The sequence below is a fragment of the Chryseobacterium sp. CBo1 genome (assembly GCF_001693475.1).
GTDB classification, from domain to species: Bacteria; Bacteroidota; Bacteroidia; order Flavobacteriales; family Weeksellaceae; genus Chryseobacterium; species Chryseobacterium formosense.
In genome coordinates this window covers 80,942-98,254 of the sequence record NZ_MAUH01000001.1, presented here as the reverse complement: position 1 = coordinate 98,254, position 17,313 = coordinate 80,942, and the positions used below count along the sequence as shown (strand labels likewise).

The window sequence follows — 17,313 nt, the reverse complement described above, 5'->3', positions numbered from 1 at the left end:
GATTTGTAAGATTTACTTAGACCTTATCCAAAGGTTTTCTTTTATCATCCCGTATTTGCTTGAAATAGCTCGGTGTCAGTCCTGTTACTTTTTTGAATTGGTTGCTTAAATAAGCTACACTCGAATAGTTCAGACGAAAAGCAATTTCACTCAAAGACAGTTCATCATATACCAATAGCTCTTTTACCTTTTCTATTTTTTGGGCTATAAAGTATTTTTCAATGGTAGTACCCTCTATCTCCGAAAACAGGTTGGATAAATAATTATAATCGTGGTGTAATTGACTGCTTAACACATCTGAAAGATTGGTTTTGGCATCGTTGTTTTGATGATGAACCAACTCAATAATTATATTCTTTATTTTTTCGATAATTCTACTTTTCTTATCATCAATGAGTTCAAACCCTAATAAAACTAAGGCTTTATCCAATTTATTTTTTTCTTCGGCTGTAGGTTCTTTGCTAAGTACTACTTCTCCAAGTTTTATGTTCTTTACGTTTAAACCCAACTTGTCCAATTCATTTTGTACCACCATAATACAGCGGTTGCAAACCATATTTTTAATAAAGAGTGTATTCATATATACCTTTTTACGACCTTAACAAAGGTACAAATTAATCTTTGGCATTATATCTTTTAACGCCAAATCCTGCCTCTCAACGCCAAATCCTGCCACATCTTCAAAGGCACTTATCTACTGCTATAATTTTAGGCTTCAAGTAAAATTCTAAACAAAATTATAGTATGGATACACAGCAAAAAGACCTATCGTATTTCAGGTTACGATTACAAGAATTATTAAATACCAGCTTCCCCGAAAAAGCAAACGACCAAAAATTTGTTGAGCAACGTTCTTCGTGGGCTGCCAATGCCTACGAGGGGGCTTTTAGTTCGGGAAACGCTATTGAGCAATGCAACGAAATAGCCAATTACATACTTTTTGAGGGCTTGCATTTCTCCAAATTCGATACCGTGTTTCAGGTGGTATGCAATGAGTTTGATACCATAATGGCAGATGAGGAACTGCGACCGTTCTCCCTTAAAATGTTTCCTGTTTGCGAGCCTGTTTTCTCCGGCTATGAACTAACCGATGATTTCGCATACGGTTATGAGTTTGACCTGCTCTATACCGAAATAACCGGAACCATCGCAATATGGATAGAGGAAAATGGGCTTCAGTAAAAAGCAACATCTCCAACAGAACATTGATGCCCTGCGAATTGCTTTTAAACTGGAAAAGGAGAAACGGCAAGCCACCGTAGGCGAAAGACTGCTAATGATGCAATACAGCGGATTTGGCGGTCTTAAATTCGTATTGAACCCCATAGCGAACGAAATAGACATCAACAATTGGAGAAAGACTGAACACGACCTTTTCCCGATTACGCAGGAGCTCCACCAGCTACTCAAAGAAAATTCCGAAGACGAAAAGCAATACCGCAGGTATGTGGATAGTATGAAAAGCTCTGTTCTGACGGCTTTTTATACACCGCCACAGGTCATAGATGCGATTTCTGCAACTTTGCGTGAAAGCGGTCTGAACATTGATAAATTCCTCGAACCCTCCGCTGGTATCGGGTCTTTCATACAATCCTTTTCAGAAAATCAAAAAGCCAGTGTTACTGCTTATGAAAAGGATTTGCTCACAGGCAAGATTTTAAAACAGCTGTATCCCGAAAGCACTATCCGCATAAGCGGTTTTGAGGAAATCTCCGAAAAGGAACAAAACAGCATTGATGTAATCGCCAGTAATATTCCATTTGGCGATACTTCCGTTTTCGACCTTTCCTATTCCCGAAGCAAGGACAGTGCAAAAGTACAGGCATCCCGAAGCATACACAATTACTTTTTCCTGAAAGGTGCTGATATGCTCCGTGAGGGCGGTTTGCTGGCTTACATTACTTCACAGGGCATTCTGAACAGCCCGAAGAACGAACCGATACGCAGGGCGTTGATGCAGGGTAATAATTTGGTTTCGGTTGTCCGCTTACCCAACAACTTGTTTACGGAATATGCAGGAACGGAAGTCGGCAGCGACCTTATTATCCTGCAAAAGAATACGGCAAAACAAAACTTGACCGAAGCCGAAGAACTGTTTTGCCGAAGCAGCCAAACAGAATACAATACACCGGGCAATGCACTCTTTCAGGACAGCACAAGAATTGTGCATACCGACCGTAAATTAGATACCGACCCTTACGGGCAACCTGCCCTAATCTATACGCATAAAGGCGGCGTTGAAGGGATTTCCAAAGACCTCAAACAAATGCTTTCCGAAGATTTTGGCAGGCACCTGAATTTGAATTTATACAAAGGCGAACGAAACGATGAGCCATTAATACAAATTCCGATTGAACCAACGGTTACACCTCCGGTTATCGAACCTGTAACCATTCAACCGGAAATACAATCTTTATCTGTTCCTATAATCAATCGGGAAAGTCCGCAGGAATTAAAGCAACTAAGCATTTTCGACTTGTTTGAAAATGTGGACGAGCCTGTAATGGTTGCTGCTCCACCCAAAAAAACGACACAAGTTAAAAGGCAAAGCACCAACAAAAGAAGAGGTGCAATAGGTCGCCAACCTGACCTGTTCAGCAGTGTGATGCGGCAACCTTATACGCCCCCTGTTACTAATAGAGCTACCAATGGAAATACATCTACTAATGGTAAAAAACAGGAAGCTATCGGCGACCTGTTTTCACAAATAAACGGGAATGGCCAAGCTGATAAGCCAGCCGTTCCCAATACCATTCCCGAACCTGCTCCTTATAGTGGCGAACTGCAATCGTACCACCGTAACGATTGTCTTGTTGTGGATAATGGTTGGGTCGGTCATCTGCAAGATGTAGATACATCAGACGGTACAGCAGTTTTCCACCCTTTGCAGTTACCGACCTTACAGAAAGCAAGAGCCGAAGCGTACATTGCTGTACGTGATGTTTACCAAGACCTTTACAATAAAGAGGCAAAGTTTCAGACCGAATACAAGGAAGAAAGGGAAACCCTTAACCGCCTTTACGATGCCTTTGTCAAAAGGTACGGAAATCTCAACAGTGCCGATAATATCAAGCTCATCAAAACGGATAGCTCCGGTAAGGAAATCCCTTATTTGGAACGTATCATTGGTGGCGTGGTACACAAAGCGGATATATTCAGCCGTCCTGTAAGTTTCTCCACCTTAACAATAGCAACGGACAATCCCGAAGAAGCATTAGCGGCTTCGCTGAACAAATACGGAAGCGTGGATTTGGGCTATATGTCCGAAATCAGTGGTATGACCGATGATGCTTTGAAAGAAGATTTACACGGTCGTATTTTCTACAATCCTTTACAAAGGGAATATGAAATATCCGAACGCTGGATTGCTGGCAACGTGGTGGAGAAAGCCGAAGAGGTACGAACCTACCTCGAACGCAATCCCGATGATACCGAAGCCAAAGCAAGCCTTACGGTTTTGGAAGAAGCCCGCCCAAGACGAATTGAGTTTGAGGAACTCGATTTTAATTTGGGCGAACGCTGGATACCCACAGGCATTTACGCCCGTTTTGCTTCACACCTGTTCGATGCAGATGTACTCGTTCATTATTCCGAAAGCTCCGATGACTTTTCCGTAAAGTGCCATCAGGGGAATATGCACATTTGGGAGAAATACGCCGTCAAAGCCGAAAGCCGGACGTTTGACGGGATTGCCCTGCTCAAACACGCCCTTGTCAATACCACGCCTGATATTACCAAAAAAGTGATGGTTGGCGACCAAGAGGTCAAGGTACGGGATATGGAAGCCATACAAATGGCGAACACCAAGATTGATGAAATCCGTACCGCCTTTACCGATTGGCTTCACGCCCAAAACGATGAGTTTAAAAACAGGTTGACTGACCAATATAACGATACGTTTAACTGCTTCGTCCGTCCGAACTATGACGGCAGCCATCAGGACTTTCCGGGATTAGACCGTAAGGCATTGGGCATTGAAGACCTGTATTCAAGCCAAAAGGACACCGTTTGGATGATAAAGCTGAACAACGGTGCTATCTGCGACCACGAAGTAGGTGCAGGAAAAACGTTGGTAATGTGTACGGCTGCACAGGAAATGAAGCGTTTGGGGTTAGCCCATAAGCCTATGATTATTGGGCTGAAAAGTAATGTTCACGAAATTGCTGAAGCCTACCGCACTGCTTACCCACACGCAAAAATCCTGTTTCCGGGCAAAGAAGATTTTACGCCCCAAAAACGCCTGCGGATTTTTGGCGACATTAAAAACAACGATTGGGATTGTGTGATACTGACACACGACCAATTCGGAATGATACCGCAATCGCCCGAAATTCAAAAAGAAATACTCCAAATAGAATTAGACAGCGTAGAGCGTAACCTTGATGCCCTGCAATCGCAAGGCAAGGAAGTTACCAGAGGGATGCTTGCCGGAGTAATCAAGCGGAAAGAAAATCTCGAAGTAAAACTCAAAACCCTGCAACACGATATTGAGAACCGCAAAGATGATGTGGTGGATTTTAAGATGATGGGCATCGACCATTTGTTTGTGGACGAAAGCCACCAATTCAAAAACCTGATGTTCAATACAAGGCATACAAGGGTTGCCGGATTGGGCAATGTGGATGGCAGCCAAAAGGCATTGAACCTGCTCTTTGCTATCCGTACCATTCAGGAACGCACAAATGCGGATATGGGAGCGACCTTTCTTTCAGGTACTACCATCAGCAACTCACTAACGGAACTGTACCTACTGTTTAAATACCTGCGACCACAGGCATTGGAAAAACAGGGCATTCATTCTTTTGATGCGTGGGCGGCTATCTATGCAAGGAAAACAACCGATTATGAATTTTCGGTTGCTAATAATATCGTGGCAAAAGAGCGTTTCCGCTACTTTATCAAAGTGCCGGAGCTGGCGCAATTCTACTCGGAAATCACAGATTACCGAACAGCGAAAGATATAGGCATTGACCGTCCTAATAAAAACGAGGTACTGTATAACATACCGCCCACTCCAGACCAGGAAGATTTTATCAAAAAGCTAATGGAGTTTGCCAAAACAGGAAATGCTACCTTATTAGGAAGAGAACCTTTATCACAAAGCGAAGAAAAAGCAAAGATGCTTATCGCAACGGACTACGCCCGCAAAATGTCTTTGGATATGCGGATGGTAAGCGGTGCGTATGATGACCACCCCGATAATAAGGCTTCGCATTGTGCGGCAAACATTGCCAAGTATTACAACCAATACAACGCACAGAAAGGAACGCAGTTCATTTTCTCCGATTTGGGAACATACAAGCCGGACGAATGGAATGTGTACTCCGAAATCAAACGCAAGCTCGTGGAAGACCACGGCATACCTGCACACGAAGTCCGGTTTATACAGGAGGGAAAAAATGATAAGCAACGCAAGGAGCTTATCAAGGGAATGAACGAGGGTAAAATCCGTGTGCTGTTCGGTTCTACAAGTATGTTGGGTACAGGTGTAAACGCACAGAAAAGAGCTGTTGCCGTTCATCATTTAGATACGCCGTGGCGACCGAGCGACCTTGCCCAAAGGGATGGCAGAGCTGTTCGTAAAGGCAATGAGATTGCCAAGTTCTTTGCCGATAACAAAGTAGATGTGATTATCTATGCCGTAGAAAAATCATTGGATAGCTATAAGTTTAACCTCCTGTACAATAAGCAACTTTTCATAGACCAATTAAAAAACAACAATCTCGGCAAACGAACGATTGACGAGGGCAGTATGGACGAAAAATCAGGAATGAACTTTTCGGAATACGTGGCTATCCTATCAGGAAATACCGACCTGTTGGATAAAGCCAAATTAGAAAAACAGATTGCCGGATTGGAAAGCGAAAAACAGGCGTTTAACCGTTCCAAGTTCAGTGCCAAATACAAGCTGCAAGACTTTACGGAATTGCTGGATAGTACGCAATCCCGATTAAACAGAATGAGCCTCGATTGGGAAAACTTACAGCAACGCATACAAAAACGTTCGGACGGTACAATTGCAAATCCTGTACAGTTGGACGGTTTACCGCCCAATGCGGATATTAAACAAATCGGTGCAAAGCTCAACCAGCTTGCGGACAAAGCCCGCACCGGAGGTCAGTATGAAGAAATCGGTAGTTTGTACGGATTTACGCTGTTGGTAAAAACCGAAATGTCCGAAAAGGAGGGCGTGGATATACGGGTAAACCGCTTTTTAGTGCAGGGAGAGTGCAATATCAAATATACCTACAACAACGGTTTAATTGCTAAAGATGAGAAGCTGGCGGCTATGAACTTCCTTAATGCACTGGAGAAATTGCCCGGCTATATCGAACAGGAGCAAAAGAAAATTGCGGAAACACAAAAAGATTTACCTGTTCTTCAGGAAGTGGTTAATGGTACGTGGTCTAAGGAAAACCGATTGAGTGAACTCAAAACGGAATTGGCTGCCATTGAACGGAAGATACTGCTATCTATGAAAAAATCTAAAGAAGACCCCAACGATGAAGCCGAAAATAAAGTTGAGAAACAAGAGCATACACCCATTGTTGCTGGTAGTATTATTCAGACAAAAGGTACTCATCTGCCAAGAGGGATAATATAAACACTACCTCTCGTCCTGTTCATCCATTTTCTTTATCAGAGCTTCACACAAACTGTCAAGGAATTTGGTACGGTTTATTTTTCGGGCTTTCAACTCCATAAACGTATGATAGAAATCGCCCAAATCTATATTAAAAGTACTTTCAAATGTCTTCGCAATAAGTTTTATCTCTGCATTTCCTCTGTCAAATACACCCTGTGAATGAAGTGCATAAATAAGTTCCGTCAATGCAGTTTTGCTTGCTGTCCAGGTCAAAGGAGATTTTCGATGTACCCGTTTATAGTGTCTATTATTTAATTGATCTTCAAGATAAACCTGTATTAAATCGTTAGCAAGTATTTTAGCAGCTTTGTAATCGGCAACAGTGGAGAAGGAATGGTCTGTTTCAAAATAGATTGTGTCCAAATTTAACTTAATGTCATACTTACCCCGAACAAAAAGCTGATCATCAATAAAGGTATTATTAGTACGATAATACTTATAAAATTCAAGATTATTATCAAAAAACCTTTTGAGTTTTTTCAATTCAGTATGAATGTACTTCTTTGCAGACTTTGTTTCATTTGGTTTTTTACTCTCTATTTTATAAATGGCATTATAATAAATTAGTTTGGAAACAATGACAGGCTTCTGATGTTTGAAAAAGCGAATTTCTTCTTCCGTATTATTAAATCCTCTTTTTTGGATATACTCCTTTAATTTTGATAAACACTTAACTATTTCGTGTATAACAGTTTCTATCTTTTGGATCCGACAATCGGCTTCAATTTCCAATTTGTCGATTTCCATTTCCAATTCGTAAAGCAATTCGTTGTAAAAATTATCCATTCACAAATTATAATTTCCGTATTCATTTTTTCTGCAATAATGTTATCGACCAATACTCATATAATAATTAAGCCTTGATTTTTCGGGTCGCATATCTCACGATCCATTGTGTATTAGGGTTAGGGGATTTACTCCATTCCCGAATTAATGTTGATACTTGTTCCTTGTTAACCTTTAGCCAATCAGTCAGGTGGTTAGCGACAGATTTTTTAACAAATTTCACATCATCTTCTCTCAATAAATCTAAAATCTCGAAAACTGGCTGAGGTGTATCATTAAATGTATCAAGTTTGGAAGCCCAAGGTAATTTTGGCCGCAGTCCCTCACTTGCCAATCTACGTAGATGAAAATCGTGTGATTTTGCCCATTCTGACATCTTAGCCAATACTTCTTTAGGGTACTTTCTTATATATGGTCTAATGGCATATTCACCTGTATTTCTTTTAGTGATTTCTTCAATGGATTTCAGTGATATTTCGAGATCTTCCAAACCAAATTTTTCTACAAACTTTCCAACGGGCATCAACCAATAATAATACGTAAACATTCCTGTTTCATTTGGATTAGGTTCTCCTAATATTTTCATTAAAACTGAAAGTGCTTTAGGGTAACTTTCGGGTAAATGTTTATGCAATAGATCCGCAATCGCATCAATCCGCTGTGTGTATGATTTCCCCATAACTGCAAAATCAACATCATTTATAAAATCTTCATTAGGAAATTGTGCAAATACCTCACTAATTTTCTCCGCAAGCAATTCTGCTAACTCTTTGCCAAATTTTTCGGTAATGCTGAATATTGTACCCATTTCTACGTATCATTAATTTGAGATAATTTTTCTACAAGAAAGTTGGCTTTCTATTTCTCTGGTTCGATATATTTTACGATGTCAATCCCAATCCCGTTAGGATCTTCAATAGCAAAGTGCCTATCGCCCCAAGGCTCGTCTCGGATGTGTAACTTTATCTCAATCCCAAGATTTTTAATTCTTTTGTACAATCCATCAACATCATCAACTTCAATTGTGAGATACATTCCCTGTCCTTGAAATGGTTTTTGAAAAAATGGTTGTTGGCTTGGATGGTTTGGCAATAAAAAACTGATTTCTGCTTCGTGTAGCGGTGTGTGTAGCAGAAGATAAAAATAATTCTCAAAGGTAATCCCGAAATCCAATGTCTGGATGTAGAATGCTTTTGTTTCCGCTAATTTTTTAGTTAAAATGCCTGCGTTTAGTTTCATAACGATTTCCTTCTATTGTTTAGAAAATATTTTATTAGCCTGCTAAATCCATAAACTTTAAATGCTAATACATCCTATACTAATTTATATTGAATTCGAAACCTGACATTGTAAAAAACGGACAATCTTATACATACTTTAGTAATAACACCGATTTAAAAAGTCCACCTAAAGTATGGTATAATCAAAAATCCTTGTTGGTATTCATTGACTAATTCTTCCATGCGCCTGTTATAACGCTCCAAAAATAAATTTCTGTGATTTGACGCATTCCTTATATCCATTCCGTACTCTACAGTGGACTTTTTGAGGTTGACCAAGTAGCCTATTTTGACGTCTGCCCTGAAATGGGACTTTGCCTAATGGAAAACGGAGCGGTCACTTCATCATAAACCACGTAACCATTTTCTTTCGATTTATCCAAATGGACAGGAGATGGAAACCGACCTCCTGAACATGTAACACCCAAGTTTAAGGATAATGTTCCATCCCATAGCTTTAGTTCCCTTGCACCTATAATCTTGAATGCTTACTAAGAATTGAACGGCGTATTCCTTTCAATTTTATCACTTCCTTTATCGATGAGAAAAAAATGGATTGTAACACATCGTCAAAAAACAGAGAGTACTTTCAAATTTTTAATTCTTCCAGTTACAAAATGTTATTCGACAAATTTTAAGATCATGTGCAATGTATTAGAGAGGTTAATTTGCTTAAAAATAAATTTAGTGTCAATTTGAATGTATCAAGTATTAAGATTGGATATTTTTTTGTCGGTTTTATACTATCATACAAGATGTTAATAAATTAGATTTGATTATTTTTTAATTTCAATCTGCTGATATGAAAAATATAACCAGACTTTTTGACTTTCCTTATTTTCAACTTGCAAATTTTGCAATTGATGATGCCCTAGCTACTAAAGTTAATGGCGAATGGGAGAAAATTTCAACTCAAATTTACGTTAATAAAGCGAATTGTATTTCTCGCGGCTTAATATATGTAGGTGTACAGAAGAACGATAAAATCGCCATAATTTCTTCCAACAATAGAACTGAATGGCACATTATGGATATTGGAATTCTTCAAGTTGGAGCGCAAAACGTCCCAATTTATCCAACAATATCTTCCAATGAATACGAATACATTTTAAATCATTCAGAAGCAAAATACTGTATTGTTTCCGATAATGAAATACTACAGAAGCTGAATTCAATTCGGAATAAACTACCTAAATTGTTGGAAGTCTATTCGTTTGATGTTTTGGAGAACTGCAAAAATTGGTCGGAATTGTTGAAAATAGGCGAAACTGCAAATAATCAGGACGAAGTTGAACAAAGAAAAAAAAATGTTAAGCCAAATGAATTGGCAACAATTATTTACACTTCAGGAACCACTGGAAAACCGAAAGGAGTTATGCTTTCGCATAATAATATAGTTTCGAATGTATTAGATTGTTCTGATAGAATTCCATTTAAAAATGGTGAAGGCAGGGCAATAAGCTTTTTACCTATTTGCCACATCTATGAGCGTATGGTAACCTACATTTATCAATTCACAGGTACAGCGATTTATTTTGGAGAATCACTCGATAAGGTTAGCGAAAACATTAAAGAGATACAACCAACAGTTATGACTGGAGTTCCAAGATTAATTGAAAAGATATATGAAAAAATACTAGCGAAAGGTTCGGAGTTGAAAGGGATAAAAAGATGGCTATTCTTTTGGGCGGTTGATTTAGGATTACGGTACGAACCATCAGGAAATAGTTGGTGGTATGATTTTCAACTAACTATAGCCCGTAAGTTAATATTTAAAAAATGGAAAATGGCATTGGGAGGAAGATTAGAACTTGTTGTAAATGGAGCTTCTAAATTACAACCACAATTAGCTAGAGTATTCGCTGCTTCACAAATGGCAGTCATGGAAGGATACGGACTAACCGAGACTTCTCCAGTAGTTTCTGTAAATGACCAGCGCGAAGGTGGGTTTAAGATTGGGACGGCAGGTAAAGTGATTAAAAATGTAAAAGTTAAAATTGCATCAGATGGCGAAATACTTTGTAAAGGTCCAAATATTATGATGGGATATTACAAAGATCAAACATTGACCGATGAAGTTATAATTGATGGTTATTTCCATACAGGCGACATTGGTAAGCTTGATGAAAAAGGATTTCTTACCATTACAGACCGCAAAAAAGAAATGTTTAAAACTTCAGGCGGAAAATATATCGCACCGCAATTATTGGAAAACGAAATCAAGCAATCAAGATTTATAGAACAAATCATGGTAGTTGGCGAAGGAGAAAAAATGCCGGCCGCTTTTATACAACCTAATTTTGAATTTGTGAAAGAATGGGCAACACTACATAATGTTGAAATTGGCACTTCTTTATATGACATTTGCAATAATGAAAGTGTTATTGCCCGTGTCAAAATTGAAATTGATTCAATCAACCTAAAGTTCGGTAGCTGGGAAAAGGTAAAATCGTTTAAACTTACGCCCGAAACTTGGTCAACGGAATCTGGCCACTTGACGCCCACAATGAAGTTAAAAAGGAAGTTCGTACTGGAAAGATACGTTGATTTCTATAACAAAATTTACAACAAATAGTATTTAAAAAGGCTATTATTTTGCAATAGGTTTTGAAATTTTAATAGCCGAAAAGTATACCCACAAGATAAAAAATACTTGAAGTGGAATCCTGTACCATAAATAGTTTATTCCCGCACCATCATAAGAACCTGTCTCAAGATTTACCTGATATATTGCACCATAAATATTTGCAGGGAGTAATATGATGAAGAAAATTATCAACCATCTAGCAGTAGTTACCCGATATTTAGGCATTAACAGCGTAACAGCCATAATAATCTCAATTACTCCTGTAATATAAATCAATTCCAATCTGTAGGGAATTATCTCTGGTAGCATTAATTTCATTCCTTTAGCAAAAACGAAATGCCCTACACCAGTCAATATAAGCATTGATGCCATTCCAATTCTACCTGACCTGGCAAATTGAAACTGCTTTTGTGCAAGTTTAAAAATTATGGCTGATAATAAAAAAAAGCCAACTAATGTTATTTCCGGTTCCACAATAAATATTCTATAATTTTTTTCAAAGCTGTTCTTCCTTCCGAAATTGTTAAAAGCGGATAAATATGAGGCAGTCCTTTACCGTATTCTACTTGTAATGGAATATTGTTTTTGGTTAGCATTTCACAAAACAATTCTGCATCGGGTCTATTGACATCATTTTCTGCAATAAATAGTAGTGTTGGAATGAATGTTTTAAATTCACCATAGTTGGGTGAAATTATGGCACTTTTTAAGTCAATATCTCCCGCGCACATTTCATACGCAGAAATGATTCCGGCTTTTGAATTCATAATGTCTTTTGGCTCAATGGTCGCTATGAATTTATTGCTCATACTACAATCCATTACTGGCGTAATCAAAATTAATTGCTTTGGCAGGTCTGATTATTTTTCAACAAGCCTTTGAACTAATAAGGTCATTAATGTACCGCCAATAGAGCCGCCTAATATAATGATGTCTTTGGCTTTATGCTTTGCTGTAAAATGATTATACACGACATCAATAGCATTATTTATTTCTTCAATCTGATGCTCAGGTGCCTTAGGATAATTAATCATATACCCAACCATACCGCTATCTTTTACTATCCGTGCTATACTTTTCCAGTTAAAATCATTTGGACCTGATACGAATGAGCCACCCGGACAATATAAGATTATGTTTTCTGAATTTATTTCGTTTGGCAGAATTACTGTAACCTCAGTTTCGTCTATACTAAAACGTTTAGTTTTTAGTCCTAAAACTTGGTTTCTTAGAGGAACATGTATATTTTTTTCTCTCAATTTTTTATAATTGATTGGCGCTTCTGAGTATAGTTTCTTTATGCCCTTTAACTTGATTATTTGGCTCAATATGTAAAAAGAAAAACTTTTCATTTAGATACTTTACTTTTTGAGGCAATTTTGGAGCAACCTTTTTACAATCATTTTATGAAATGGCTTGATTGCGAAGAAATACAATTTGCCCATAAAATTGTTATACTTTACAAGGCTTATAAAATAAATGTTTTGGATATCTCCTTCGGGTTTGATTAAAACGGAAGTTCTAAAATCTAAATGACTGTCCTTTTCTTCCATCACAATTTCATTTATGTTTCGATCAATAACTTTAAATACAATGGCTTTAGAACCAATTTCGCAGTGTTCCTTAGAATTTGTATTACTAGTGGTAGCTCTCAGGTTTATTTTAACAGCTAAGTAATCTCTAAATTTTAGTAACCTTTTAATCCAATTCGGAGGTTGAAATATTTTATTGAGGGCTGTGTCAACAGTCTCATTGTGTGGTGATGTAATTTCATAACAATCGAAATAATCGTAACCTTCAAAATTTTTGGCAACGATAGAAACATCTGGAATAGTTTTTTGGGACACTCCTTTCATAATTATATCCAATCAACTTCTTTCTTCAACGAAACCGTTAATCTATTCCAGGAATTGATGGTTATTATAGTCATAATGATTTCAACCGTTTGTTGATCGCCAAAATGTTCAATCAATTTATTGTAAACCGCATCTGTTAATCCATTTCTGTGCAATAATGTTATCTCCTCTGTTGCCGCTAACAATAGACATTCTTCTAAGCTGAAGATATTTTGAGCTTCTTTCCATGCTATGAGCAAATCAAGACGTTGCTGTGTTTCTCCATCATTTCGGGCATGGTTCATATGCATATTGATACAGTATGCACAGCCATTTATCTGTGATGCCCTAATTTTAATTAGATACAAATATTTTTTACTGATTGTAACTGTTGCTAAATAGCTTTCAAGATGTAGCAAGGCTTCAAACGCTTTGGGTGCTACTTGTTCTATATTGGTTCTTTTTGACATTTTTAGTTGACTTTATTGATATGATTCGATGAATAGATAGCTTATTTAGCAAAATTTACATTGACTTTAAACGACTTTAAAAATGAAACTGTAGATACTACTAAAACTATTAAGCTTATAATGAAAACTTGTATTTCTGCTACAGCAATGCTCAAAAAAAACATGAAAATTAATGTTGCTACATTACATACATTCGTAAATCGCTCGATTAGTTTTTGTGAAGAATTGGAGTTTAAATAATTGATTGAAAATAACAATAGCATCGAAAGCCCTCCAGAATGATACCACATCAACTGCTCATTAAAATCAAAGGATTTAAAATAGGGATAAATTGAATATAGGATTGCAAAAGCCAGTATAGTCCAATTACATACTTTATATATTAATGTCATTTTATAATATTTTGTTTGGATTAATAATAAACTGTCAGTTTTTGACAATACAAAAGTAAATTACATTTTATAAAATCTGTTGTACAAAACCGACACCAACACATCAAACTATGATTAATTGATTCAAAAAATATTATTTTTACTTTTTAACGAAGTTAATTTATAGATTTTAAAGAAAAAAAACGGAAATTCAGACTGATGGAGTACAATCATTCTACGTTAAGCATTAGGTGAGTATTGCATTACCCTCACCGGTAATAATATTTTTATTTCTAAATGTATTTGGTGTCATCCCTGAAAATTCTCTAAATTCTCTTGTAAAATGAGATTGGTCAAAATAATCAAGCGAAAATGCTAATTCGCTGAGAGATTTTGTAGAAGCTTTTAACCCTATGATTGATTTCTCAAACCTTTTTAGTCTTAAAAATTGCTTTGGAGAAATGCCGACATTTATTTTGAATTTACGTTCTAATTGACGTTCAGAAACACCATTTAAACTTCGAAAAAGCCTAATGTTATTTTCATTAGTTGTATCGCCAAAACAATTAAGGGCTTTAGCAAAAACGAAATCCAAATTTGATTTACTACTTATCAATCTTTTTGTAAGAAAAACATTTAGATGCTCAATTTTTTCAATGTTTGAAAAACTTTCTAAAATTGCATTCGTCAAAGATTTTGGCGCAAAATTGTTTAAACATGGATGCTCGTTTGTTAATTTATTGGAATCAACTCCAAACAAAACTTTTAAAGCATCAGGGAAAAAACTTACTATTACAATTGAGCCTTGACTGATAGAAAATTGTGTAAATTGTGTTTTAAGACCACTTAAATAAGAAACGGGTAAAGTTTGGTTGTCAATACTAAATGTAGAGTTTCCATTATCATGCTGAAATACCATTCTGGGATACACATCACCGAATACATCCAACGTATTTACCTGACCATACTTACTTTCGTAATCTATGATCCAATAATAACGAACATATCGTTGTAAATGACAAGGTGGATAAATTACTTGATGATTCAAATCACTGAAATAAAATAATACACAAAGCTATAAAAATGCTTATTTCTTGCTAAAAAAACAAGCATTTTGTTATGTCTTGTGTCGGTTTTTTACAATAGAAAAAGCTTAGTGTTAATTTATTTTTGCGCATTCAAAACCAATTGAATTGAATCCCAAGATAAATCACCTAATAAAAGACATTAATGACCAACTAAATTTTATCCATTTATGCTAAGTAAAATTTAGCATCTAACAAGCTTTTTTGTCATCACTATAGCAAACGAAGAAACTACTTGTCAAACTCAAATTAGCCTTTATTTAGCACTATTTCAAAGTTATAACACTGCTCTAAATCCTTGTTATGGGTTTGCCAAAAATAAAAATCTGAAAAACCAGGTCCACCGTGCAATACGAGTAAGACCGGATTTGTGGTATTATTATTGCCTTTTATGAACACTCCGTGCTCAACGCCATTTAAAACGATACGATTGTATTCATTGACCGAGTTGGTTTGAGCATTGCAAATTTCCCAACTGAAAAACAATGTCATTAGTGCTATCAAGGATTTTGGGAACACAATCTTAACTATAAGATTTTAGTTGCTCCTTATGACGCAAAATGTGGAATACGGCAAAATTTAACCACTCATAGATGCTCATAAACCCAAATGGCGGCATATCAGTTGTTCCGCATTTATCTTCAAAATTCAATGTTGCGATACAATCATTTATTTCTGCCTGCAAGTTTAGCAGCAACTCACGATGCTCATTTATATTGTATTGCTTCGTGGCAGGAATTAAAAAATCAGGAGCTTGATACTTAATATCATTGTTCAGCATAAAATCCCGTATCGCATGTACATTATAATCAAAAGGAATATCTGAAGTGTAAGGTACTTCGGTTAAGAATTGCTTCATCCCTGTATTGCCCATAATAATATGCTCAACAATTTGAGCTGGGTTCCAATTTCCTGATGTTTTGACATTGTATTTTTCGGTAGGAATTGCTGTGATAATCGAAGCAAGCTCATTGAAAACAGTATTGCTAATTGATGTTAGTTCATCTTTTTCAGATAGATATTTAAGCGTTTGATTGGTGTTTTTCCAAAGCTCCACCGTATCGTCATAGTGAACCTGATCCCTAAACCCAACTTGGTTAATCGTAAACTCGCAGCTATGTTCATCTAACTGTTTTACCATGTACGATATGTCGCAATATTCTTCTGGAATGTCTTCGGCTTCCCAAAAAGAACTCCAGTACGTAAACTTAAGAAAGCTATTCTCGATGTGTTCTTTAATTACGCCCTTATCCACGTACTCAATATCCTCCCAATTCCCTGTAAATTGAATTGGTGAGCCTGTTTGCCACGTTGTGGAAAGTGCTGAACCCCACGATATTTGATAAAATTCTTTTGATAAAAGTGTTTTCCAAACCTTTTCTTTAGAGGCATATATTTTTATACTTTCTGAAAACTTCATTTTCTTGTTCATTGTATTAAAATCTGATAAGTTTATATTTATTTCTATTTTTTTGCATAGTAAATGGTTGAAGCTCCAAAAAATTGCGGGTATGAGCTCACGCTTTTGAAACCTGCATTTTGAATGATCTTTTTTAACTCAGATCCGGATGGAAAATTGATTGCCGATTTTGACAAATACTGATAGGCATCTTTATCTTCTGAAAAAATATTTGCAATACATGGCATTAGTATCCTTGTATAAAATAGATAAAAAGCCTGTTGAAAACGGTTGGTAGGTTGCGATGTTTCAAGAATAACAAGTCTGCCATTCTTAACTAACACTCTGCGTATTTCTGATAATCCTTTTGACAGATTTTCAAAGTTCCTAATACCATATATTACGGATGCAACGTCGAAAGTGTTATCCTTAAAGCTTAAATTCTCTGCATTGCTGAGTTCTGTTGTAACTCTCTTTTGTAGATTTGATTTCATTATTTTTTTGTTGGCTACTTCTAACATACCTTTTGAAATATCAACACCAACAATGCTTTTTGCATTTGTTTTTGAAAATAGAATTGCCATATCTCCTGTACCCGTTGCAACATCAATAATGTTTTGTGGATTGGTCTTCTTGATAAGCTCTAAAACATTGTTCCGCCACTTTTTATCCATTCCGAATGTTATCAGTCGGTTCAGAAAATCGTAATTTTTAGAGATGCCGTTGAACATTTTTTCAACCTGCGCCAATTTGCTCTTGTTGGAGGTTTTGTACGGTACTATAACTGTTTGTTCATGGTTCTTTTATAAATAAATTGTCAGCTTTAATTTCAACGGTTTGTTCAATTCTACATA

Annotated in this window: 13 protein-coding genes and 1 pseudogene; 3 read left to right on the top strand and 11 right to left on the bottom strand. The window is 36.8% G+C overall.

All coding sequences use genetic code 11. The annotated features are described in order from the left end of the window. Window positions 1-16: 16 nt before the first annotated feature. A complete protein-coding gene (locus BA768_RS00535; RefSeq protein WP_065719289.1) occupies window positions 17-580 on the bottom strand; it encodes a helix-turn-helix domain-containing protein in 564 nt (187 codons plus the stop codon). A gap of 164 nt (window positions 581-744) precedes the next feature. On the opposite strand from BA768_RS00535, the gene BA768_RS00530 reads away from it, so the two are divergent. Both BA768_RS00530 and BA768_RS00525 read left to right on the top strand, forming a co-directional pair. Further along, complete coding sequence (locus BA768_RS00530) at window positions 745-1,182, top strand: DUF1896 domain-containing protein (RefSeq protein WP_028298702.1); 438 nt, start codon at window positions 745-747, stop codon at window positions 1,180-1,182. After that, window positions 1,169-6,604, top strand: coding sequence for an N-6 DNA methylase (locus BA768_RS00525; RefSeq protein WP_065719288.1), 5,436 nt, complete (start codon window positions 1,169-1,171; stop codon window positions 6,602-6,604). The genes BA768_RS00530 and BA768_RS00525 overlap by 14 nt, the downstream gene beginning before the upstream one ends. Before the next feature lie 3 nt (window positions 6,605-6,607). On the opposite strand, the gene BA768_RS00520 is transcribed toward BA768_RS00525, so the two are convergent. The 3 genes from BA768_RS00520 to BA768_RS00510 form a co-directional block, all read right to left on the bottom strand. Then, on the bottom strand, window positions 6,608-7,432 hold the full coding sequence (locus BA768_RS00520) for an RteC domain-containing protein (RefSeq protein WP_065719287.1): 825 nt from the start codon (window positions 7,430-7,432) through the stop codon (window positions 6,608-6,610). Window positions 7,433-7,499: 67 nt separating this feature from the next. Beyond that, the gene (locus BA768_RS00515) at window positions 7,500-8,240 is read right to left on the bottom strand and encodes a DNA alkylation repair protein (protein ID WP_065719286.1); all 741 of its coding nucleotides are present in this window, start codon (window positions 8,238-8,240) and stop codon (window positions 7,500-7,502) included. A gap of 50 nt (window positions 8,241-8,290) precedes the next feature. Next, window positions 8,291-8,671, bottom strand: a complete 381-nt coding sequence (locus tag BA768_RS00510) for a VOC family protein (protein WP_065719285.1) — start codon at window positions 8,669-8,671, stop codon at window positions 8,291-8,293. A gap of 843 nt (window positions 8,672-9,514) precedes the next feature. Between BA768_RS00510 and BA768_RS00505 the strand changes: the two genes are divergently transcribed. Then, window positions 9,515-11,287, top strand: coding sequence for an AMP-dependent synthetase/ligase (locus tag BA768_RS00505; RefSeq protein WP_065719284.1), 1,773 nt, complete (start codon window positions 9,515-9,517; stop codon window positions 11,285-11,287). A gap of 15 nt (window positions 11,288-11,302) precedes the next feature. On the opposite strand, the gene BA768_RS00500 is transcribed toward BA768_RS00505, so the two are convergent. From BA768_RS00500 to ubiE, 7 genes and pseudogenes are all read right to left on the bottom strand, one after another. Then, a complete protein-coding gene (locus BA768_RS00500) occupies window positions 11,303-11,773 on the bottom strand; it encodes a hypothetical protein (RefSeq protein WP_065719283.1) in 471 nt (156 codons plus the stop codon). Then, window positions 11,758-12,651 (bottom strand): annotated as a pseudogene (locus BA768_RS21400) (alpha/beta hydrolase). Before BA768_RS21400 ends, BA768_RS00500 begins: the two are co-directional and overlap by 16 nt. 9 nt (window positions 12,652-12,660) lie before the next feature. After that, entirely contained in the window at window positions 12,661-13,155 is a 495-nt protein-coding gene (locus BA768_RS00490) for a DUF2867 domain-containing protein (protein ID WP_065719282.1), read from the bottom strand. 2 nt (window positions 13,156-13,157) lie between these two features. Beyond that, window positions 13,158-13,604 carry a carboxymuconolactone decarboxylase family protein gene (locus BA768_RS00485; protein ID WP_065719281.1) on the bottom strand — a complete coding sequence of 149 codons (447 nt, stop codon included), beginning with the start codon at window positions 13,602-13,604 and terminating at the stop codon, window positions 13,158-13,160. A gap of 618 nt (window positions 13,605-14,222) precedes the next feature. Next, entirely contained in the window at window positions 14,223-15,023 is an 801-nt protein-coding gene (locus BA768_RS00480; protein ID WP_065719280.1) for a helix-turn-helix domain-containing protein, read from the bottom strand. 560 nt (window positions 15,024-15,583) lie between these two features. Continuing rightward, on the bottom strand, window positions 15,584-16,480 hold the full coding sequence (locus BA768_RS00475; RefSeq protein ID WP_165601758.1) for a DinB family protein: 897 nt from the start codon (window positions 16,478-16,480) through the stop codon (window positions 15,584-15,586). A gap of 44 nt (window positions 16,481-16,524) precedes the next feature. After that, the gene (ubiE, locus tag BA768_RS00470) at window positions 16,525-17,208 is read right to left on the bottom strand and encodes a bifunctional demethylmenaquinone methyltransferase/2-methoxy-6-polyprenyl-1,4-benzoquinol methylase UbiE (RefSeq protein WP_228388247.1); all 684 of its coding nucleotides are present in this window, start codon (window positions 17,206-17,208) and stop codon (window positions 16,525-16,527) included. Between the last annotated feature and the right edge of the window lie 105 nt (window positions 17,209-17,313).